Source organism: Roseomonas sp. HF4 (genome assembly GCF_005222755.1).
GTDB lineage: Bacteria > Pseudomonadota > Alphaproteobacteria > Acetobacterales > Acetobacteraceae > Neoroseomonas.
In genome coordinates, this window is record NZ_STGD01000017.1 from 53,999 (window position 1) to 73,015 (window position 19,017).

The 19,017-nt window shown below is 72.5% G+C and carries 21 protein-coding genes; 5 read left to right on the forward strand and 16 right to left on the reverse strand.

The features are described from left to right. Window positions 1-28: 28 nt before the first annotated feature. From E8M80_RS21610 to E8M80_RS21630, 7 genes are all read right to left on the reverse strand, one after another. The gene (locus tag E8M80_RS21610; protein WP_137127805.1) at window positions 29-1,597 is read right to left on the reverse strand and encodes a Na+/H+ antiporter; all 1,569 of its coding nucleotides are present in this window, start codon (window positions 1,595-1,597) and stop codon (window positions 29-31) included. Between the two features lie 46 nt (window positions 1,598-1,643). Beyond that, window positions 1,644-1,814 (reverse strand): hypothetical protein, encoded by a 171-nt coding sequence (locus tag E8M80_RS26120; protein ID WP_170979562.1) that lies wholly within the window; start codon window positions 1,812-1,814, stop codon window positions 1,644-1,646. Next, complete coding sequence (locus tag E8M80_RS26360) at window positions 1,811-2,074, reverse strand: DUF1003 domain-containing protein (RefSeq protein ID WP_370287465.1); 264 nt, start codon at window positions 2,072-2,074, stop codon at window positions 1,811-1,813. Before E8M80_RS26360 ends, E8M80_RS26120 begins: the two co-directional genes overlap by 4 nt. 6 nt (window positions 2,075-2,080) lie before the next feature. After that, window positions 2,081-2,329, reverse strand: coding sequence for a hypothetical protein (locus E8M80_RS26365; RefSeq protein ID WP_206035718.1), 249 nt, complete (start codon window positions 2,327-2,329; stop codon window positions 2,081-2,083). Window positions 2,330-2,377: 48 nt separating this feature from the next. Further along, window positions 2,378-3,118 (reverse strand): SDR family NAD(P)-dependent oxidoreductase, encoded by a 741-nt coding sequence (locus tag E8M80_RS21620; RefSeq protein ID WP_240790160.1) that lies wholly within the window; start codon window positions 3,116-3,118, stop codon window positions 2,378-2,380. A gap of 232 nt (window positions 3,119-3,350) precedes the next feature. Further along, a complete protein-coding gene (locus E8M80_RS21625; protein WP_137127807.1) occupies window positions 3,351-3,782 on the reverse strand; it encodes a CBS domain-containing protein in 432 nt (143 codons plus the stop codon). A gap of 164 nt (window positions 3,783-3,946) precedes the next feature. Continuing rightward, entirely contained in the window at window positions 3,947-5,713 is a 1,767-nt protein-coding gene (locus E8M80_RS21630; RefSeq protein ID WP_137127808.1) for a glucan ABC transporter ATP-binding protein/ permease, read from the reverse strand. Between the two features lie 141 nt (window positions 5,714-5,854). On the opposite strand from E8M80_RS21630, the gene E8M80_RS21635 reads away from it, so the two are divergent. From E8M80_RS21635 to E8M80_RS21645, 3 genes are all read left to right on the forward strand, one after another. Continuing rightward, window positions 5,855-6,844, forward strand: a complete 990-nt coding sequence (locus tag E8M80_RS21635) for a tripartite tricarboxylate transporter substrate binding protein (RefSeq protein ID WP_137127809.1) — start codon at window positions 5,855-5,857, stop codon at window positions 6,842-6,844. A 79-nt stretch (window positions 6,845-6,923) separates the two neighbouring features. After that, entirely contained in the window at window positions 6,924-7,910 is a 987-nt protein-coding gene (locus E8M80_RS21640; RefSeq protein ID WP_137127810.1) for a tripartite tricarboxylate transporter substrate binding protein, read from the forward strand. After that, entirely contained in the window at window positions 7,907-8,545 is a 639-nt protein-coding gene (locus E8M80_RS21645; protein WP_170979563.1) for a glutathione S-transferase family protein, read from the forward strand. Before E8M80_RS21640 ends, E8M80_RS21645 begins: the two co-directional genes overlap by 4 nt. A 147-nt stretch (window positions 8,546-8,692) precedes the next feature. Here the strand turns inward: E8M80_RS21645 and E8M80_RS21650 are convergent, their stop codons facing one another. From E8M80_RS21650 to E8M80_RS21675, 6 genes are all read right to left on the reverse strand, one after another. Beyond that, a complete protein-coding gene (locus E8M80_RS21650) occupies window positions 8,693-10,144 on the reverse strand; it encodes a M81 family metallopeptidase (RefSeq protein WP_137127812.1) in 1,452 nt (483 codons plus the stop codon). Between the two features lie 29 nt (window positions 10,145-10,173). Further along, window positions 10,174-11,484, reverse strand: coding sequence for a TRAP transporter large permease (locus tag E8M80_RS21655; RefSeq protein WP_137127813.1), 1,311 nt, complete (start codon window positions 11,482-11,484; stop codon window positions 10,174-10,176). Window positions 11,485-11,487: 3 nt separating this feature from the next. Continuing rightward, on the reverse strand, window positions 11,488-11,979 hold the full coding sequence (locus E8M80_RS21660; RefSeq protein ID WP_170979564.1) for a TRAP transporter small permease: 492 nt from the start codon (window positions 11,977-11,979) through the stop codon (window positions 11,488-11,490). Further along, entirely contained in the window at window positions 11,976-13,019 is a 1,044-nt protein-coding gene (locus E8M80_RS21665) for a TRAP transporter substrate-binding protein (protein ID WP_137127815.1), read from the reverse strand. The genes E8M80_RS21660 and E8M80_RS21665 overlap by 4 nt, the downstream gene beginning before the upstream one ends. Window positions 13,020-13,156: 137 nt before the next feature. Beyond that, entirely contained in the window at window positions 13,157-13,888 is a 732-nt protein-coding gene (locus E8M80_RS21670; protein WP_170979565.1) for an aspartate/glutamate racemase family protein, read from the reverse strand. Further along, window positions 13,888-14,802: a hypothetical protein gene (locus E8M80_RS21675; protein WP_137127816.1), complete on the reverse strand. Its 915-nt coding sequence runs from the start codon at window positions 14,800-14,802 to the stop codon at window positions 13,888-13,890. Before E8M80_RS21675 ends, E8M80_RS21670 begins: the two co-directional genes overlap by 1 nt. A gap of 103 nt (window positions 14,803-14,905) precedes the next feature. On the opposite strand from E8M80_RS21675, the gene E8M80_RS21680 reads away from it, so the two are divergent. Together E8M80_RS21680 and E8M80_RS21685 are read left to right on the forward strand one after the other, a co-directional pair. Beyond that, window positions 14,906-16,054 carry a M20/M25/M40 family metallo-hydrolase gene (locus E8M80_RS21680; protein ID WP_137127817.1) on the forward strand — a complete coding sequence of 383 codons (1,149 nt, stop codon included), beginning with the start codon at window positions 14,906-14,908 and terminating at the stop codon, window positions 16,052-16,054. Window positions 16,055-16,175: 121 nt separating this feature from the next. Beyond that, entirely contained in the window at window positions 16,176-16,424 is a 249-nt protein-coding gene (locus tag E8M80_RS21685; protein WP_137127818.1) for a hypothetical protein, read from the forward strand. Here the strand turns inward: E8M80_RS21685 and E8M80_RS21690 are convergent. From E8M80_RS21690 to E8M80_RS21700, 3 genes are read right to left on the reverse strand one after another with little or no spacing between them, the layout of a single operon-like run. Further along, window positions 16,418-17,098 (reverse strand): DUF533 domain-containing protein, encoded by a 681-nt coding sequence (locus tag E8M80_RS21690; RefSeq protein WP_137127819.1) that lies wholly within the window; start codon window positions 17,096-17,098, stop codon window positions 16,418-16,420. The genes E8M80_RS21685 and E8M80_RS21690 overlap by 7 nt on opposite strands. Before the next feature lie 44 nt (window positions 17,099-17,142). Beyond that, window positions 17,143-17,904 (reverse strand): SDR family NAD(P)-dependent oxidoreductase, encoded by a 762-nt coding sequence (locus tag E8M80_RS21695; RefSeq protein WP_137127820.1) that lies wholly within the window; start codon window positions 17,902-17,904, stop codon window positions 17,143-17,145. Then, on the reverse strand, window positions 17,901-18,965 hold the full coding sequence (locus E8M80_RS21700; RefSeq protein ID WP_137127821.1) for a ketopantoate reductase family protein: 1,065 nt from the start codon (window positions 18,963-18,965) through the stop codon (window positions 17,901-17,903). Before E8M80_RS21700 ends, E8M80_RS21695 begins: the two co-directional genes overlap by 4 nt. Window positions 18,966-19,017 lie beyond the last annotated feature (52 nt).

Genomic DNA, 19,017 nt, shown 5'->3' on the forward strand with positions numbered 1-19,017 from the left:
ACGCCGGTGCCGGTCATGCGCGGAACGCTCAGGCATCCGACGCGCCCAGCAGGCGACGCAGGCGGAGTTCCTCGAGGTCGATCTCCTCGGTCAGGCGGGTCATCAGCTCCTCCTCGACCGCGGCCTCGTCGCGGTGGAGCAGCAGCTGGCCACGGGCGGCGCGCAGCGCGTGCAGGCGCAGTTCGAGGCGCGCGGCGCGCTCGGCCGCGACCGCGCCATGGCCGATGCCGTCCAGCAGTCGCACGCGGTCGCGGTATTCGGGCAACAGGTCGCGCGCGATGGCGCCGGACAGGATGTCCTCGGCGCGGCGTTCCATCTCGGCCAGCGCGGCATGGGCGAAGGCGGCGCGGGCGGCGGCCTCGGGCGCGGGCATCCCCGGGCGGCGGCGCTCCTCGGCGCCGAGGCGGCGGATCAGCGCCTCGAGCGTCGTGCCCTGCAGCACAAGCGTCGCCAGGATGGCGCAGAAGGCCAGGAAGACGATCAGGTCGCGCTCCGGGAAGCCCGCCGGCAGGGCGAGGGCAGCGGCGAGCGAGACGACGCCCCGCATGCCGGCCCAGGAGACGATCGCGGCTTCCTTCCAGACCGCGCGCGGGCCGCCCGTGTGCCGCAGTCCGAGCGCGCATTCGATGGCGGTGGCGGGAAACACCCAGAGGAAGCGCGAGGCGATCAGCACTGCCGAGAGCGCGACCGCCAGCCCCGCGAGTTGCAAGGTGCCGTAGGCGCCGAGCCGGCCGAGGATGGCATTGAGCTGCAGCCCGATCAGGATGAACACCAGGCTGGTCAGCACGAATTCGATGAAGCGCCAGGCCGCGACGGAATCCCGCCGCGTCGCGGCCGAGAAGGAATGCTGCGCGCGGCCGAGCATCAGCCCCGCCGTGACCACCGAAATGACGCCGGAGGCACCGAGCGCCTCGGCACCGAGGAAGGCGCCGAAGCAGGCGACGAAGGACGCGGCGGTCTCGAGCATCGTGTCGTCCAGCCTTCGGACGGCCTGGATGGCGAGCCAGCCGACGCCTGCGCCGAAGGCGATGCCGCCGGCCGCCAGCAGCACGAAATTGGCGCCGACCGACCACCAGGAGACCGCGCCCGCCGCGACGGCCGCGAGCGCCAGGCGATAGAGCACGAGCGCCGAGGCGTCGTTCACCAGGCTCTCGCCCTCGAGCACGGTGACGAGGCGCCTCGGCAGCGACAGCCGCTTGAGGACCGCGGCGGCGGCCACGGCATCGGGCGGCGCCACGATGGCGCCGAGCGCGATCGCCGCCGCCCAGGAGAGCCCCGGCACCAGCGCCTTGGCCGCGGCGCCGACCACGAGGGCCGTGAATATCACGGCACCGACCGCCAGCAGCAGGATCGGCCGCAGGCTGCCCCGGAAGGCCGGCCAGTCGGTCCGGTAGGCGCTGGCCTGCAGCAGCGGCGGCAGGAAGAAGGCGAGCGCGATGTCGGGGTCGAGTTCGACCTGCGGCACGCCTGGGATGAAGGCGAGCGCCATGCCGCCCAGCACGAGCACCACCGCGTAGGGCAGCCGCGCGCGGCGCGCGAGCAGGGCAAAGCCGATGCAGGCCGCGATCAGCGCGAGAAGAGCCTCGACGATCGGCATTGCAGTTAAGGTGGCGGTACCGGAACGTCCTGGGAAGGGGGCGGCGCTACTCGTCCTTCTTCCAGCGCCAGAGCACGATGATGCCGACGATGCAGGCCAGCACGATGGTCGAGAGCATCCCCTGCACGACGCCGAAATTCGGGCTGTCCCGCGCGACGAACAGCGCCGCCAGGCTGCCGCCGGCGGCGAGCACGATGCGGACGACGAGATTGATCATGCGGGCTGCCCCTTCCGCCCTTCCGGCGTGCCGATGCGTGCCAGCGCGGCCTTCAGCAGGCTGGTCAGCTCCACGGTCTCGCGTTCGCGCAGCAGGTCCATCTTCTCGTGCAGGAGGGCGATCTCGGCCTCGGCGCGCAGGGTCACCTGATAATCCGCCAATGCGCGCTCGCGGTCCACATCCGACAGCCGGTTCTGGCTCATCATGATTATCGGCGCGGGATAGGCCGCCTGGAAGGACAGCATCAGGTTCAGCAGGATGAAGGACTAGGGGCGCCAGGCGCTGCCGCCCGCGGCCGCGTTGCCGACCATCTGGAGCGCCGGCAGCCGGGACTGCACGAGGATGAAGCGCCATGAGCCGACCAGCGCGGCGACCCCGTCGGCCAGCCGGTCGCCGAGGCCGAGCGGTGGCGGCGGTGCGCTCCTGCGCCGCCGGCGCGCCATCGCGATGGTCCGGCGCAGATGGGTCGGGCGGGCGTTGCGCGCATGCGGGTGCGCCGCAGGGTCATGGGCCATGGATGCGTCGTTCAGCCTGGCGCGGCCCGGCCTCCGCGCGGGTCGTCGTCAGTGGCTGGACCGCAGGGTCCCGCCATCGACGTGGATCACCTGGCCCGTGATGTAGCGCGCGCGCGGCGAACATAGGAAGGCGACCAGCACCGCCAGGTCCTCGGGCTCGCCGATGTAGCCCACCGGCACTTCCTTCTCCGCCCAGTCGCGCCGCGCCTGCTCGGAGGTCAGGACGCGGGCGTCGATCTGTTCGGACCGGATGCGCCCGGGCGGCACGCAATTCACCGTGATGCCGTCCCGCCCCAGCACGCGCGACAACGCCTTGGACCAGATGTGGACGGCGCCGTTCGGCGCATTCGCGGGGTTGATGCTGAAGGGCTCGTCCGTGCCGGTCAGGCTGACGATGCGGCCCCAGCGGTTGGCCTGCATGGCGGGAATGAGGGCGTGGGTGATGCGCCGCCCGGCCTCGAAGTTCAGCAGCATCGCTTCCTGCCAGACCTCGTCCGTGCCGAGGTCCGCCTGCGGGCGGGACCCGCCGGCATTGTTCACCAGGATATCGCAGCGGCCGAACCGGCCGAGCACGGCGTCGCGGATGCGCGGCGCGGCGTCGGGGGCGGTGATGTCCTGCTCGATGACGAAGGGCGTGGCGGCGGCGGGAAGTTCGCGCGCGAGCCCTTCCAGCAGGTGGCGGCGGCGGGCAAGGATCGCGAGGCGGCAGCCCTCGGCGGCCAGCGTCTTCGCGATGGCGCGGCCGAGGCCGGCCGAGGCGCCGGTGACGAGCGCCACCTTGCCGGTCATCTGAAGGTCCATTGGGGGGCTCCGCAACTATGGTCGGCGAGCGTCGCATGGCCGGCACCGCGTGGCGACCGCCGCCGCCTGCAGCGCGCCCCCCATTCGGCCCGAGGCCTCGCCTCGGGCCGGGAGCGCGAAGCGCGACCGCGCCCGACCCGCCCGCATCCGCCGACGCGCCAGTGCGCGGCGCGCAAGCCAAGCCGCCGGATGGCGGCGCCGGCGCCTGAGGCGCGAAAAACTACGCCGCCGTGACGAAGGCGCGCAGGTTCTCCGCCTCCTGCTCCGCCTCGGCGATCCGGGCCTTCACCAGGTCGCCGATCGAGACCATGCCCGCGAGGCGCCCGTCCTCCAGCACCGGCAGGTGCCGGCAGCGGTGGTTCGTCATCAGGCCGAGCGCCTCGGCGACGGTGGTCGCCGGCGTCGCGGTGATCAGATCCGCCGTCATCAGGTCGCGCGCCGTATGCGCAAGCGCGGCGGTGCCTTCCTGCGCGAGCGCGCGGACGATGTCGCGCTCGCTGACGATGCCGAGCACGGCGCCGTCCACGTCGCGGACCAGCGCCGCGCCGATGCGGTGCTGCGACAGCGCGCGCGCGATGGCGGTCGCGTCCTCGCCGGGGCCGACGGAAAACACGTCGCCGCCTTTCTGACGCAGAATGCTCTGGATGACCATGGGCGCGTCCTCCTTTCTCCGCCGCAGGCCGGGGGGCCAGCGGGGCGCGGATGCGGGCGGCGCCGGTGCGGTGCGAGGGGCCCCGGCGAAGCCAATCCGCGCAACCATGACGCGAGCCTGCCAGGGAGCCGCACCGCGACGCAAGTGCGCCCTTCGCGGGTGCGTCAATGCGGCGTGGCGGCGCTGCCGGCGAGCTGGGTGCGCACGAGGTCCGCGAAGCGCCCGCCCCTGGCCACCAGCTCCGCGAAGGGCCCACGCTCGGCGACCTGGCCGCCGTCGAAGACCAGGATCTCGTCCGCCTCGCGCACGGTCGAGAGGCGGTGCGCGATGATGAAGGTGGTGCGCCCCGCCATCAGCGCGGCCAGCGCCTTCTGCACGCGCGCCTCCGTCGCGGCGTCGAGCGCGCTGGTGGCCTCGTCCAGGATCAGCACCGGCGGGTCCTTGATCAGCGCGCGCGCGATGGCCAGCCGCTGGCGCTGCCCACCCGAGAGGTTGGCGCCGCGCTCCCCCACCACGGTCTCGTAGCCGTGCGGCTGGCGGGTGATGAAGTCATGCGCCTCGGCCTGGCGGCACGCGGCCTCGATCTCCTCCTGCGTCGCGTCGGGGCGGCCGACCAGCAGGTTCTCACGGATGGTGCGGCTGAACAGCATGCTTTCCTGGAACACGACCCCGACGTTGCGACGGAGCGATTCGAGCGTGATCGCGCGCAGATCGTGGCCGTCCAACGTGATGCGCCCCTCGGAGGGGTCCCAGAGGCGCTGCAGCAGCGCCATCGCGGTGGACTTGCCCGCTCCCGTCTGGCCGACCAGCGCGATGGTCTGGCCCGGATGGGCGGCGAAGTCGATCCCGCGCAGGATGGCCGGGCCGCCGGGATAGGCGAAGCCCACGCCCTCGAAGGCGACGCGCCCCTCGGCGCGGCCGATCTCGACCGCATCCGGCGCCTCCGGCACCGAGGAACGGGCGTCGAGCACGGAGAACATCTCCTCGATCGCGGGGCGGACGAAGACCATGTGGGAGATGAAGGCGACCGCGCCTTCCAGCCGGCCGATCAGCAGCGTCGCGAAGCCCATGAAGGAGACGATCTCGCCCACCGTCGCCTGGCCGCGGACATGCAGCACGGTGCCGAGCACGAAGATTGCGATGACGCAGATTGTCGATGCCGCGCGCGTCAGCACGGCGACCATCGCCCACCAGTTCAGCACCGGGAACTGGTGGTCGAGCACCTGGCGGACGATGTCGCCGAACATCCGCGCCTCGGAGTTCAGGCGCGTGAAGGACTGCACAACCACGACGTTCGAGAGCGCGTCCTGCGCGCTGCCGGCGAGGCGCGAGTGGAACTTCTCGACCTTCTCCTGCGCGTCCTGGGTGCGCCGGATCACGAGGCCCGCGACCACCGCGAAGACGACCACCAGCGCGATCAGCAGCAGGCCAAGCCGCCAGTTCATCATGAGCGTGAGCGGCAGCAGCACCACCGCCGAGACGAAGGTGATGAGGTGTTCCCGGAAGAAGCCGAGCCAGAGGCCGAAGAGGTTGTCCGAGCCCACCAGCATGATCTTCATCAGGCGGCCCGACTGCGTGTCGCCGTGGAAGGACAGCGGCAGGGCCAGCACATGCTGGAAGTAGTCGTGCATGACCCGCAGCCGGTTGCGGTGCGCCATGCGGTCGGCGAACAGCCCGACGCCCACATTGGCGCCGATGCCGGCGAGCCCGACCGCGGCCCAGACCAGCAGCAGCGTCGTCGCCTCGGACCAGAGGGCGGCGCTCTCCATCCGGTCGGACCGCGCCAGCAGGTCGACCACGCGCCCGAACAGCACGGGCTCCAGGAACTGCAGCCCGGCCAGCGCGAGCGCCGCCAGCGCGAGCCAGCCCGCAAGTCGCCGGTCCCCGCCGAGCATGCCGAGCACGCGCCAGTAAAGCCTGAGGAACCCCATCCTGCCGCCACCCCCTGCCCGCCCGGCAGAGACTATCCGGCCAGGCGCGCCGGCGCGAGGTTGATCCCCGCCCCGGTTTTGCCCAGGCTGCGCGCGGCCATATCCAGGCCCGCCGCGCGGGCCCCCGGGAGGAGACAGATAATGATCGACCGCCGCGCCCTGCTGGGCGCCATCGCCGCCACGCCACTCGCCGCGCCGGCCTTCGCGCAGGCCTGGCCGAGCCGGCCCGTCCGGCTTGTCGTCGCCTTCCCCCCGGGGGGCACGACCGACATCGCCGCGCGCCTGCTGCTCGAGCCCCTGTCGCGCCGGCTCGGCCAGAACGTGGTGGTGGAGAACCGCCCCGGGGGCTCGGGCGGCAATGTGGGCGCGGACGTCGTCGCGAAGGCGGACCCGGACGGCTACACCATCCTGATGCAGACGGTGTCCTCCGGCGCGATCAACCACGGGCTGTTCGGCCCGCGGATGCCGCACCGCCCGGATGCCATGACGGCCGTCGCGCTGGTGGTGAAGGTGCCGAACGCGATCTTCGTGACCAACGCGCTGCCGGTGCGCACGCTGCGCGAACTGGTGGATTACGCGAAGGCGCGCCCGGGGCAGCTCAACATCGGCTCATCCGGCGTCGGCACCTCGCTGCACATGACCGGCGAGTTGCTGAAGCAGGCGGCGGGGATCGACATGACGCACGTCCCCTTCCGCGGCGCCGGGCCCATGCTGCAGGAAGTGATCGCCGGGCGGATCGAGGTGGCGGTGGACAACCTGCCCTCGGTCGTCGGGCACCTGCGGGAAGGGCGCCTGCGGCCGCTCGCGGTCACGACCGATGTCCGCACGCCCGCGCTGCCCGACGTGCCGACCACGGCCGAGGCCGGCTTCCCGGCGGTGGAGGCGACCGCCTGGTTCGGCATCACCGCGCCCGCGCGCACGCCGCCCGAGATCGTGGAGCGCATCGCGCGGGACGTGAACGCGACCCTCGCCGATCCGGCAGTGTGGCAGCGCTTCGAGGACCTGGGCGGGATGAAGCCGGGCCTCACGCCCGACGGGCTGTCCACGCCGGCGACGTTCCAGCGCTTCATCGACGCCGAGATCATCAAATGGACCGAGGTCGTCCGGCGCGGCAACATCACGGTCAATTGAGCCGCGCGCCGGCGGCGGGACACCGCAGGGTTCCCGCCGCCGGGCCACGACGCCCACCGACCTCGGGAAGGATGACGCCATGACGACCCATCGCCGCGCCCTGTTGGCCGCCCCGCTGCTGGCCCTTGCCCGGCCGGCCCTCGCGCAGGGCTTCCCGACGCGCCCCATCCGCATCGTCGTGCCCTTCACCCCGGCCGGCACGACCGACCTCGTGGCCCGGCTGACAGCGGAACAGCTCGGGCGCCGGCTGAACCACCAGGTCGTGGTGGACAACCGGCCCGGCGCCTCGGGCAATGTCGGCGCCGAGTTCGTGGCGCGCAGCGAGCCCGACGGCCACACCCTGCTGCTGACCACGATCGGCACAGGCGCCATCAACTTCGCCGTGTTCCGCGAACGGATGCCCTACAAGCCCGAGGACCTCGCCGCCGTCGCGCTGATGACGCGCGTGCCGAACGTGCTGATGGCGGCGAACCGCACCAGCATCCGCAACCTGGCCGACATGGTGCGGGAGGCGAAGGCGGCCCCGGGGCGGCTCAACTACGGCACGGCGGGCATCGCGACATCGCCGCATGTGGTGGTGGAGCAGCTGCGCCTCGCGACCGGGATCGACATCACGCACGTGCCCTATCGCGGGTCGGGGCCGATGCTGACGGAGCTGGTGGCGGAACGGATCGAGCTCGGGATGGACAACATCCCCTCTGCCCTGCCCTTCATCCGCGACGGCAAGATCCGGGCCCTCGGCGTGACCAGCGCGCGGCGCAACGCGTCGCTCCCCGACGTGCCGACCATCGCCGAGCAGGGCGTGGCGGATTTCGAGGCGACGGCCTGGTTCGGCGTGCTGGCGCCGGCGGCGACGCCCGCGCCGGTGGTGTCACTGCTCGGTCGCGAACTCGATGCGGTGGGCAAGGACGCGGCCTTCCGCGCGCGGCTCGCGAGCCTCGGCGCCGACCCGGCCGGGCTGACGCCCGATGGCGGATCGAGCCCGGAGGCCTTCGCCGCCTTCATCCGCGCCGAGATCGCGAAATGGGCCGACGTGGTGCGCCGCGCGAACGTTCGGGTCGAATGAGGCGCACCTTCTACGGCTGGGCCACGCCCAACTCCAACCGCGTCACGGTGATGCTGGAGGAATGCGGGCTGGCCTATGAGGTGCGCGGCGTGAACATCCGCCGGCGGGAACAGTTCGCGCCGGAGATCCTCGCGCTGAACCCCTATGGCAAGGTGCCGATCCTGGTCGAGGATGCCGGGGACGGCAGCCCGCCACTGGTGCTGTTCGAGAGCGGCGCGATCCTGCTGCATTTGGCCGAGACCACCGGCGCGCTGCTGCCGCGCGAGACCCGCGCGCGCGCGGAGGTCATGGCCTGGCTGATGGTCGCGCTGACCTCACTCGGCCCCTACACCGGCCAGGCGCATCACTGGACGGACCTGGCGCCCGAGAAACCGGAAGCCGCGCGCGCCTACAGCCTGGGGCTGGTGGATCGCGTCTATCGGCTGCTGGATGACCGGCTGGCGTCGGTGCCCTATCTCGGCGGCACGGCGTACTCGGTCGCGGATGTCGCGGCCTACCCCTGGGTGGCGCGGCATGCGTGGGCAGACCGCGACCTCGGCGCGACGCCAAACCTCGCGGCATGGGCGGCGCGCGTCGGGCAGCGGCCGGCAGTGATGCGCGGGATGGCGCAGCCGGAAGGGGCGGTGCTGGCGTAGCGCAAGGCGGGGGAGGAGAACCTCCCCCGAGCCCCCTCCCTTCTTTGGCACCTGGCGCGGACCGTCGATGGTCGGGCGCCAGGTGACACAGAAGGTTGTGGGGGGTCCGGGGGAAGAAGTTCCCTTCTCCCCCGGCCTTGCCTGCCGTCACAACCACGCCCGCGGCACATGCCGCCACGGCAGCGCGGCGAGATCGAGCGCCGCCGGCCCTGGCGCGTCGCATTCCACGATCGCCACGCAGCGGTCGCGGAAGGCCGCGCGGAAATGGTTCTTGCCCTTGTTCGCCAGCAGCCGCGTCGCGCCGAGGTCGATGCCATGCAGCGCGAAGAAGCCGGGATCGACAGCGGATTCCTTCCGCGACGTACAGATGATGCGGAGATTGCCCGCGCGCAGCACGCAGGTCGGGCCGAGGTCGACCGGCGCGCCGCGCTCCATCGGGCCCTCGTTGACGAAGCGGCCATCGGTGAGGCGCTCGACCACGACATCGATGATGACGGGGCGGCCGAAGGCCTCGGTGACGGTGGCGCCGAGGTGGCGCGTGAGCGTCGCGCCCGGCCCGGCCTCCTGCGCCGCCGCGACCGAGGCCGGGTCGTGCAGAAAGGCGAAGACCGCGGGCACGTCGAGCCGCGCCTCGACCAGCGTACGCAGCATCTCCGGCGTGTCGGCGATGCCGCCCGACAACGGATTGTCGGCCGGGTCGAGCAACGCGACCAGGCCGGGCGGCGCGGCCAGCGCCTGCGCGAGCGCCGTGGCGGGGTCGGGCAGCGTGACGGCGAAACGCGCGCGGCGGGACGCGATGGCATCGGCCAGGCGCTCGGCCAGGTCGCGCGCGGCGCCGGGGTCCTCCGCGTAGACCATGGCCGAGGGGCCGGCATGCGGGCTGTCGCCCCAGGCGAAGCCGCCGAAGATGGAGGCATCGAGGATGGGGCCGCGTTCCGCCGCCGCGGCCTCTGCCCAGACCTCGGCCATGGGGCCGGCCTCGTGGCGCATGTGGAAGCTGTGCAGCACCATCGGACGCTTGGCGATGGCGCCGAAGGCCCGCGGCGCGCCGGACAGGCGGCGTTCGAGCTGCGCCAGGGCGCGCGCCGCGGCCTCGGCCATGTCGACATGCGGATAGGTGCGGTAGGCGGAGGCGCCGTTGAGAAGCTCCGCGATCTCGGGCGCCATGTTGGCGTGGAAATCGAAGGACGCCGTCATCGGCACGTCCGGCCCGATGATGGCGCGGATGCGGTGCAGCGTGGTCGCATCCGCCTCGGGGTCGGATTCCGTGACGCAGGCGCCATGCAGCGAGAGGTAGACGCCATCGAAGCGCCGCGCCTTCAGCGCCGCTTCCACCTCGGCCCGCCAGGCGCGCATGGCGTCGTCGGCCATGGGACCGCCGGGCTGTGCGCCGATGCAGGGCAGGATGGTGGCCTGCCAGTCGGGCCGCGCGGCGAGGAAGCCATGCAGGGCGCCGAGTTCCGTGCTCGTGCCGGCATAGCGCGCGAGGTGCGCCGCGCCGCTGCCCCACTCGCGGCTCTCGAAGGCCTGCTTCGGTGTGGGAATGGGGGCGAAGGAATTTCCTTCGAACCAGAGGCGGGCAACGGCGATGTGCGGCATGGGCGCAGGCTATCGCCCCATGCGCCGCCTCACCAGAGGCCGGGCAGCCAGAGCGACAGCGCGGGTGCTGCGACCAGGATGACGATGCGCACCACGTCCGACGCCACGAAGCCCGCGACCCCGCGGTAGGTCTGCGCCATCGGCACGTCCTTCGCCATGCCGTTGATGACGAAGAGGTTGAGCCCGAAGGGGGGCGAGATCATCCCCACCTCCACGCTGACCAGCACCAGGATGCCGAACCAGACCATGACCTGCGCCGGGTTCAGCCCGAAGTCGAGCGCCAGCATCAGCGGCACGAAGATGGGCAGCGTCAGCAGCACCATCGCCATGCTCTCCATGAAGCAGCCGAGCACGAAGTAGATCACGAGGATCATGGCCAGCACCACGAGCGGCGGCACGTCGAGCCCCGCGATCGCCGCCGAGAGTTCCGCCGGCAGGCGGGAAAGCGCCAGCGCCGCGCTGAACAGCTCGGCACCCAGCAGCACGATGAAGATGAGGCCCGTGGTCTCGGCGGTGGAGAGCAGGCTTTCCTTCAGCCCGGCCCAGCGCATGCCGCCGAGCGCGACGGCGATGACGCCGGTCGCGACGGCGCCGACCGCGGCCCCTTCGGTCGCGCTGAACCAGCCGGCATAGATGCCGGTGATGACCAGGCCGAACACGAGCAGCACGGGCCAGACCTCGAGTGTCGGGCGCCAGCGTTCCCGCCACGGGATGCGCGGCGCGGGCGGCGCCGCGGCGGGCACGAGCCGCGCATAGAGCGCGACCACCGCCATGTAGCCGAGCATGGCGAGGATGCCCGGGATGACGGCGGCGACGAACAGCACGCCGATGCTCTGCTCCGTGTAGATCGCGTAGATGACCAGGATGACGGAGGGCGGGATCAGGATGCCGAGCGTGCCGCCCGCCGCCAGCGTGCCGGTCGACAGCGCCGGCGAATAGCCCTGCTTGCGCATCTCGGGCAGCGCCACCTGGCTCATGGTGGCGGCCGTCGCGAGCGAGGACCCGCAGATCGCGCCGAAGGCCGCGCAGCCGCCGATGGTGGCGAGCGCAAGCCCGCCCCGCCGATGCCCGAGCCAGGCCCGCGCGGCCGCGAACAAAGCGCGGTTCAAACCCCCCTTGGTCGCGAAATCCCCCATCAGAAGGAACAGCGGGATGACCGAGAGCGTGTAGGAGGAGAACTTCGAAAAGGTGATGGAGCGCAGCGTCGCCAGCAGCGGCATCCAGCCCGAGATGACGGCATAGCCGAGCCCGCCCACCAGCAGCATTGCCACGCCGACCGGCATGCGCAGCGCGATCAGCACCAGCGCGCCCACGAACATGGCGATGCCGATATCGAGCATGCGTCAGGCCCCCGCGCGGCGCGCTTCGCCGAAGCGTTCGGCGGCGACGAAGGCGGCCGTGACGGTCCAGAGCGCGAGGCCGAGCGCGGCGCCCGCATAGCCCCACCAATAGGGCAGTTCCAGGAACATTGACGCGCGCTCCCGGTCCCATTGCGCATAGGCGCCGTCCGCGATCTTCACCGCCAGCACGGTCGCGACCAGCGCGACGGCCGCGCGCATCAGCGCATCCAGCCAGGCGAGCGGGCGCGGCGCCAGGCGCGCGGTGAAGACATCGACCATGACATGCGCGCCGCGCATCTCCGCCCAGGGCAGGAACAGCGCGACGGCGACACCCATGCAGAGCTCCACGATCTCGGTGTCGCCCAGGATCGGGTGGCCGAATGCGCCGCGCGTGACCGAGACGCAGGTCACCAGCGCGGCGGCCAGCAGCAGCGCACCACCGAACAGCGCGGCGGCCTGCGCGACGGCGGTGAGCGCGGCGCGGGCGCGGATCACCCGGTGCGCCCGTGGCTCCGCGTGATGGCCTGGATGTCGTCGAACATCGCCTGTCCGTTGCGGCCGCGGCGCGTCATCTCGGCGATCCAGGCCAGGTAGACGGGCTGCACGGCCTGCTGCCAGCGCGCCTTCTCGGCGGCCGAGACCTCGATGATCTCGTTGCCGGCGGCCTTGGTGGCGTCGATCGCGCCCTGGGTCTGGCTGTCCCAGATCTCGCCCAGGCGGCGCGACAGCGCGACGCCGGAATCCGCGTCGATCACCGTCTTCAGGTCCGCCGGCAGGCGGTTGTAGGAGCGCATGGACATCAGCGTCAGGATGCAGCCCTGGAACAGGCCGCCGGGCGGTTCCGTGTGGAACTTCGCGACCTCATAGAAGCGGTAGGGCTGCGTGATCGCCCAGTTGATCAGCATGCCGTCCACCTGACCGCGGGCAAGAGCCTCGTAGACCCCGGGAAGGGCGATGCCCTGCGGCGTGGCGCCGAGCGCAGTGACCGCCTCGCCGATCCAGCGGCCGGCGACGCGCAGCCGCAGGCCACGGAAATCCTCGAGCGTGCGGATGGGCTTGCGGGTCGTGTGCACCAGCGCGCGGTCGGTCGCGTTGATGGCGATGACCTTGATGCCGCGCAGCTCGTTGTCCGCCAGGTGCTTCAGCGCGTATTCCATCGCCGCCGGGGACTGGCTGATGGACCGGCCGGTGTTGAGGAAGGGCAGCTCCAGCCCCTCGATCCCCATGAAGCGGCCGGGCGTGAAGCCGGGCACGGTCCAGATGATGTCGACGACGCCGTCTTCCAGCTGCTGCACCAGGTCGCGCGGCTGCCCGCCCAGCTGCATGCCGGGATAGACCTCGACCTTGATGCGCCCGCCCGAGGCGGTGCCGATCCGCTCGGCCCAGCGGTCGAGATGCATGGTGTGGTCGAGCGCGGTCGGCGAGGAGAAGGAATGCAGCCGGAAGGTGAATTGCGGCGCGCCCTGCGCGCGAAGCATCCCCGGAGCCGCGACGCCCGCGCCGGCCAGCGCCAGCATATTTCGCCTGTTCAGCATGGAAGCCCCCTGTCCCGTCTCGTCAACAGGAAGAACCAGAGGCGGAATCGTGCTCGAGGGGAAGGGGCTTTCTCGCACCGATCGTCGAGGAGACGGCGCTTCTCCGGCTTGATTGCGCGCCCGCTGGGCAACGGCGCTCAGCCCTTCAGCAGCGCCGCGAGCGCGGGTGAGAGGCCGACGGACGGGCGGGCCGCGCAGGCCGCAAAGGAGCCCTGGCGCGGTTTCGGCAGGGCCATCGCCACGAGCATCTCCGCCATCCGCACGCCGCAGGCCATGCCATCCAGCAGCGCGACCGGCGCCCGCGCCTGCAGGCGGCGATCGAAGCCGGCCAGCGCGGCGCCGGCGAGCACGACGGAATCGGCGCCCTCGGCGGCCAGTCGCGCGACCGCGTCCAGCACCTTGTCGCCGACGCCCTCCGGGTCCGCCACCGCCTCGGGCGGCGTCGCATCCACGCCCGCGAGCCCCGCGAGGCGGGAGGTCAGGCCATGGCGCGCGACGAGTTCGCGATAGGTCTCGACCCCGCCGAAGGTGACCAGGCCGAAGCGCCCGCCCGCCATGCAGCCGACGAGGCAGGCGGCTTCGGTCATGCCGACCACCGGGCAGGGCATCATCTGCCGCGCAGCCTCGAGCGCGGTGTCGTGGCTGACGGCCAGCAGGCAGGCATCCACCCGGCCCGCATGCTCGGCGAGAAGTTCCAGCAGTGCATGGCCGGCGATGGCGTTTTCGGCGCGGGAGGAGATGACGGCCGGGCCGAAGCGCGGCGTGGCGGCCACGATCTCGGTGCCCGGCGACGCGGCGACGCGGGCGGCCTCGGCGCAGGCCTGCGTGATCGCCTCGGTCGTGTTGGCGTTGGCGACCAGCAGGCGCATCAGGCGGGTTCGGCCACGGTGCGGCGCGAATTCGCCATGGTGATGCGCACGCGGCGGAATTCCTGCGGCGCGGGCGGCGCGTCGGGCGGCGTCTCGACCAGCGTGCTGCGCTTCCACACGAGATGCGGGTTGAACAGCAGCAGGTCGCCCGGCCGGGGTTCGAGCTTCAGCATCAGCCCGGGTTCCGCGCAGACGGCGTCGAGCAGGTCGAAGGCGGGGCGCAGGCCGGCCGCGGGCGGCGGTGCCCCGGGCTGGGGCGAGGCCGCCGCCGCCTCGACCGCATGGCGCGTGTAGCGCGCGGCGAAGGCGCCGCCGGTCATGGTGAAGACCGCGCGCTCGGCCATCGCGCCGTCCTCGAGAAGCGGCGCGGGGACATAGAGCTCGGCAAGGGCCGCGCGGTCGCGGCGCATCATCTCATTGTGCACGGCGCCGGCCGAGACCATGACATGCGGCGGGCTGTCCGGCGCATTGGCGAGGCAGAGCAGCGCGATCGCGTCGCAGGCCTCGCTGTGGAAGCGCGGCGGGCCGGAAGCCGGGCCCTTCGGCGGCGGGCCGGTCAACCGCGCGACGGGCGCGCCATCCCCCGACAGCCGCTTGCCGAGCTGGGCCGAGAGCGCGAGCAGCGTCGCCTCGGCCGCCAGCGCGCCGTGCCGGTCGAAGGGCAGGCCGCGCAGCATGCAGAAGCCACGCCCGGTATCGAGCCTGGACACGACGTCGTGCAGCACCGGCGCCAGGCGCTGCAGCGGCGGGACGGGCTGCGCGTCCTGCGCGGCCTTGAGCGCGGCCTCGAGCTCCCCCGCCTCCTCGGCGCCGACCGGGACCATCCAGTCCGCGGCGGTGAGGTCGGCGGCGGTCCAGACGGCGGCGCCGGTCTGGGGCACGGGCCGCGGGCGCGGGCGGGGGGGGCTCGTCATGCAATCGATGGTAGCAGAGCCGGCCGCGGGGGGAAGGCGGCCACCCTTGCCCGCGCGGCGCGGCCGGGGGAGGCTCGCCGCGGAACAACGCCGGAGAGCCGCGATGACCGACAGCGCCCTGCCCGCCACCGCCCTGCCCTTCGACGCCGACGAGATCCTGGCGCGCCTCATGCGCTGGGCCGCCTGCGAGAGCCCGACCTTCGACGCGGCGGCGGTGAACCGGATGATGGACCTGGCGTCGCGCGACCTGGCGCTGATGGGTGCCCGCATCGACCGCATCCCTGGGCGCATGGGCCTTGGCGACTGCGTGCGCGCGCGTTTCCCGCATCCGGCCGGCGACATGGCGCCCGGCATCTGCGTCATGGCGCATCTCGACACCGTCCACCCCGTCGGCACGCTCGCGAAGCTGCCGATCCGGCGCGAGGGGAACCGCTGCTACGGTCCGGGCATCCTCGACATGAAGGGCGGCACCGTGATCAGCGTGGAGGCGATTCGCCTGATCCTCGCCGCCGGGATGCAGACGAAGCTGCCCGTCACCTTCCTGCTGACCAGCGACGAGGAGATCGGCAGCCCGTCCACGCGCGACATCATCGAGGCCGAGGCGGCACGCAGCAGGTACGTGCTGGTGCCGGAACCCGCCCGCCCGGATGGCGGCGTGGTCACGGGGCGCTACGCCATCGCGCGCTTCAACCTGAAGACCACGGGGCGCCCTTCGCATGCCGGCGCACGGCTGGCCGAGGGGCGCAGCGCGATCCGAGAAATGGCGAGGCAGATCGTCGCGATCGAGGACATGACGACCGAGGACTGCACCTTCTCGGTCGGCGTCATCCATGGCGGGCAATGGGTCAACTGCGTCTCCACCACCTGCGACGCGGAGGCGCTGTCGATGGCCAAGCGGCAGGAGGACCTCGACGCCGGCGTAGCGCGGATGCTGGCGCTGCGCTCCTCCGCCAACGACGTGACGCTCGAGGTGACGCGCGGCGTGACGCGCCCGGTGTGGGAGCCGGATGCCAAGGGCATGGCGCTCTATGCCCATGCACGCGGCATCGCGCAGGCCATCGGCTTCGACATCAATCACCAGAGCAGCGGCGGCGGCTCGGACGGCAACTTCACCGGCGCGATGGGCGTCGCAACCCTCGACGGGCTCGGCGTGCAGGGCGCGCTGGCGCACACGCTGGAGGAGCATGTGCTGGTGGACAGCCTGGTGCCGCGCGCAAGGCTGATGGCGGGCTTGCTCAGCAGTCTGGAATGACGATCACGTGATGCTGCGTCCCGCGGCGATGTGACCTGACGGGGTTGCATCGCGGGGGCGCGTCGCGAAGCCTTGGTCCGACCGCGGGCGAACCGCGCAACGGAACAAGGAGACGAGCGCAATGGCTCGACGTCGGGACTTCCTGCTTGGCCTCATCGCGGCGTGCGACGGCTCCACCGCCGCCGCGGCCGCCGCGCGCAACCCTGCCCCGTCCCTGCCCGGTGGGCCGCTGCAGGGTGCGCAATACTACCCGCGCCGCCGCCGCGTCTGCTGGAACGAGCGCGTCCGGCGCTTCGTGGGCTACGACCGCTACGGCCGGGCGATGTACCGGACCTACACGCGGCGCGTCTGCCGCTGGCGCTACTACTGAGCCAGCGCGGCCGCCTGCGCGTCGAGATGCGCGGCGAGGCCCGCCGGCAGGCGAAGCCGGTGCGCCAGCGCCTCGAGCCACATCCGCTCCGATGCCTGGTCCGGATCGATGACGAGCCGCGCGGCGAGGTAGAGTTCCGCCCCCTGTTCGGGCGTGGCGGCGCCGGCCGCGATCTCCTCCAGCGTCGGCGCGCGGGACAGCATGTCGAAGACGAAGGCCTTGGCCTCGGGCTCGAGGCCGATGCGGTCCACCTGGGCGAAGATCGCCTCGCGCTCCGTGCCGTCGATGTGGCCGTCGGCCATCGCGGCGCCGGCCATGGCGCGGATCAGCGCCAGCTGGAAGTCGGGCGCAGCGGCCTGGAATTCCGGCGGCGGGAGGGCGGCCGGGGGCGCAGCCGCTGCGGCCGCGGGCGGCGTGTTCTGCTGCCACCCCTGCCAGGCCCGGTAGGCGAGCGCCCCCAGCGCCGCCGCGCCGCCGAGCGTCGCCACCCGGCCCACGACCTTGCCGGGCTTGCCGCCGCCCAGCAGCAGCGTCAGCAGCCCGCCAGCCGCCGCGCCGCCGAGCAGCGCGCCCGCATTGCCGCCGAGCGCGCCGCGCGCCCTGGTCGCGAGATCGCCCGCGCCGGCAGCGGCGTTGGGGCCGAGGAAACGATCGAGAAGCGCCTTGGTGTCCATGCGCGTCAGATCGTCCCGCAGGGCCCCGGCTTCAAGCGGCGCGGCTACTTCCCTCCATCGACGCTCAGCACCTGGCCGTTCACGTAGTTCGCCATCGGCGAGGCCAGGAACAGCACCGCGTTCGCGATGTCCTCGGCCTCCCCCAGCCGCTGCAGCGCGATCGAGGCGAGCACGCGCGCCTGGCCTTCCGGCCCGTAGGCCTCCCACTGCTTGATGGAGGATGGGTTCGACAGGATCAGCCCCGGCGCCACGCTGTTCACGTTGATGCCATGCGGGCCGAGCTCGTGCGCCAATTGCCGCGTCAGCCCGATCAGCCCGTGCTTCGCGCTGGTATAGGCCTGGATGCCGGTGCGGGAGGGCTGAAGCCCGGCGCCGCTGCTGATGGTCACGATCCGTCCCGACTTCGCGCGCTTCATCCCCGGCGCGACCGCCTGCGCCAGCGCGAAGTGGGCGTGCAGGTTGATGGCAATGACGTCGTGCCAGTCGGACTCCGGCACCTCCTCGACCGGGCGCATCACCTGGCCGCGCACGCCGCCGGCATTGCCCACGAGCACGCCGACGGGCCCCTCGGCCTTGGCCTCGACCTCCGCGATCCAGGCCTTGGAGGCGCCGGGCTTCGTCAGGTCGAAGGCGCTGGTGTGGATGGCGCCCGGATGGTCCGCGGTCTGCTCAAGTTCCTCGGCCGACAGGTCGCAGGCGAAGACCTGCGCGCCCAGCGCGGCGAAGGATTGCGCGATGGCGCGGCCGAAGCCGTGCCCCGCGCCGGTGACGGCAACGGTCGTGCCGGTGAAGTCGTATTCCTTCATGGCGTCATCAGCTCCGTGAGGTTGGCGTCCGACATCGGGCGCGTGCCGGCTTCGCATTCATGCGTCATGGCGACGAGGCAGCGCACCGCCGGGCAGGCGATGCCGTGCTTTGCGCCGATCTCGGCGATGGGGGCGATCTGCACGTCCACCTCCGTGCGGCGCTTGCGCACCCAGAGGTCGCGCCAGACGCCGGAATGGGTCTTGGCGTTCGGGCGGTTGAACGCGACCATGGCGGCGACGGAGGCCGCCGCCTGCGCCTGCGTCGCACCCTCGGAGAAGGCCGCCGGGTCGAAGCCGTTGAAGCCGCGCGGTTCGATGCCCTCGGCGCGCGCGACGGCGACCGCCTCGCCGCCCAGCGCGCGCCACAGCGGCAGCAATTCGGGCCGCGCCAGGCAATCGGCGATGCCCTTCTCCCCCAGCGCCTGGGCGAACAGCATCGCGCCGTAGCCGAGCTTGCCCCAGAGATAGCCCCAGATGTTCTCGGTTGTGATGGCGCCGGGCTCGAAATTGTCGCGCAGCAGCGCGTGCAGCGCGGCGAGCCGCGGCGTGTTGGCGCCGTCGAGTTCGCCCAGCACCAGCGCGCCGCGGCCGCCATACATGATGCGGCCCGGGCCGTGCCAGTCGGCCGAGAAGTTCACGAAGCAGCCCATGGTGCGCGCGGGCCCGACGATCGGCGCGATGATGGTCTCGCAGAGCCCGTTCTGCAGCGACAGCACATAGCCGTCCGGCGCCAGGTGCGGCAGCAGGGCGCGGCAGGCGGCTTCCGTGTGGTGCGCCTTCACGCAGAGGAAGATGCGCCGGTACGTGCCCTGCACCGTCTCCGGCGTGAATGCGGGGGCGACGACGGTGTGCGGGTCGACCGGCCCCTCGATGGCGAGGCCGCGCGCCGGGTCGGCGATGGCGGCGACGTGGTCGGGCTCGATGTCGACGAACACCACGGCGTGCTTCGCGCGGACCAGGGCGGCACCGATCGTCCCGCCGATGGCGCCCGCGCCCCATACCAGGATGGGCCCGCGGGCGGCGGCCTCCCGCGCACCCTCCTTCTCCGCTTCCTTCGCCATGCGCATCCCTTCGCGACCTGGACGCCGCGGCGAAGCCGCCGCAGATTTGCCA

What these genes read in the sequence shown, in the direction of transcription:
- E8M80_RS21610 (WP_137127805.1), bottom strand. Translation starts at nt 1,597, where the DNA reads ATGCCGATCGTCGAGGCTCTTCTCGCGCTGATCGCGGCCTGCATCGGC.
- E8M80_RS26120 (WP_170979562.1), bottom strand. Translation starts at nt 1,814, where the DNA reads ATGATCAATCTCGTCGTCCGCATCGTGCTCGCCGCCGGCGGCAGCCTG.
- E8M80_RS26365 (WP_206035718.1), bottom strand. Translation starts at nt 2,329, where the DNA reads ATGGCCCATGACCCTGCGGCGCACCCGCATGCGCGCAACGCCCGCCCG.
- E8M80_RS21620 (WP_240790160.1), bottom strand. Translation starts at nt 3,118, where the DNA reads ATGACCGGCAAGGTGGCGCTCGTCACCGGCGCCTCGGCCGGCCTCGGC.
- E8M80_RS21625 (WP_137127807.1), bottom strand. Translation starts at nt 3,782, where the DNA reads ATGGTCATCCAGAGCATTCTGCGTCAGAAAGGCGGCGACGTGTTTTCC.
- E8M80_RS21630 (WP_137127808.1), bottom strand. Translation starts at nt 5,713, where the DNA reads ATGGGGTTCCTCAGGCTTTACTGGCGCGTGCTCGGCATGCTCGGCGGG.
- E8M80_RS21635 (WP_137127809.1), top strand. Translation starts at nt 5,855, where the DNA reads ATGATCGACCGCCGCGCCCTGCTGGGCGCCATCGCCGCCACGCCACTC.
- E8M80_RS21640 (WP_137127810.1), top strand. Translation starts at nt 6,924, where the DNA reads ATGACGACCCATCGCCGCGCCCTGTTGGCCGCCCCGCTGCTGGCCCTT.
- E8M80_RS21645 (WP_170979563.1), top strand. Translation starts at nt 7,907, where the DNA reads ATGAGGCGCACCTTCTACGGCTGGGCCACGCCCAACTCCAACCGCGTC.
- E8M80_RS21650 (WP_137127812.1), bottom strand. Translation starts at nt 10,144, where the DNA reads ATGCCGCACATCGCCGTTGCCCGCCTCTGGTTCGAAGGAAATTCCTTC.
- E8M80_RS21655 (WP_137127813.1), bottom strand. Translation starts at nt 11,484, where the DNA reads ATGCTCGATATCGGCATCGCCATGTTCGTGGGCGCGCTGGTGCTGATC.
- E8M80_RS21665 (WP_137127815.1), bottom strand. Translation starts at nt 13,019, where the DNA reads ATGCTGAACAGGCGAAATATGCTGGCGCTGGCCGGCGCGGGCGTCGCG.
- E8M80_RS21670 (WP_170979565.1), bottom strand. Translation starts at nt 13,888, where the DNA reads ATGCGCCTGCTGGTCGCCAACGCCAACACGACCGAGGCGATCACGCAG.
- E8M80_RS21675 (WP_137127816.1), bottom strand. Translation starts at nt 14,802, where the DNA reads ATGACGAGCCCCCCCCGCCCGCGCCCGCGGCCCGTGCCCCAGACCGGC.
- E8M80_RS21680 (WP_137127817.1), top strand. Translation starts at nt 14,906, where the DNA reads ATGACCGACAGCGCCCTGCCCGCCACCGCCCTGCCCTTCGACGCCGAC.
- E8M80_RS21685 (WP_137127818.1), top strand. Translation starts at nt 16,176, where the DNA reads ATGGCTCGACGTCGGGACTTCCTGCTTGGCCTCATCGCGGCGTGCGAC.
- E8M80_RS21690 (WP_137127819.1), bottom strand. Translation starts at nt 17,098, where the DNA reads ATGGACACCAAGGCGCTTCTCGATCGTTTCCTCGGCCCCAACGCCGCT.
- E8M80_RS21695 (WP_137127820.1), bottom strand. Translation starts at nt 17,904, where the DNA reads ATGAAGGAATACGACTTCACCGGCACGACCGTTGCCGTCACCGGCGCG.
- E8M80_RS21700 (WP_137127821.1), bottom strand. Translation starts at nt 18,965, where the DNA reads ATGGCGAAGGAAGCGGAGAAGGAGGGTGCGCGGGAGGCCGCCGCCCGC.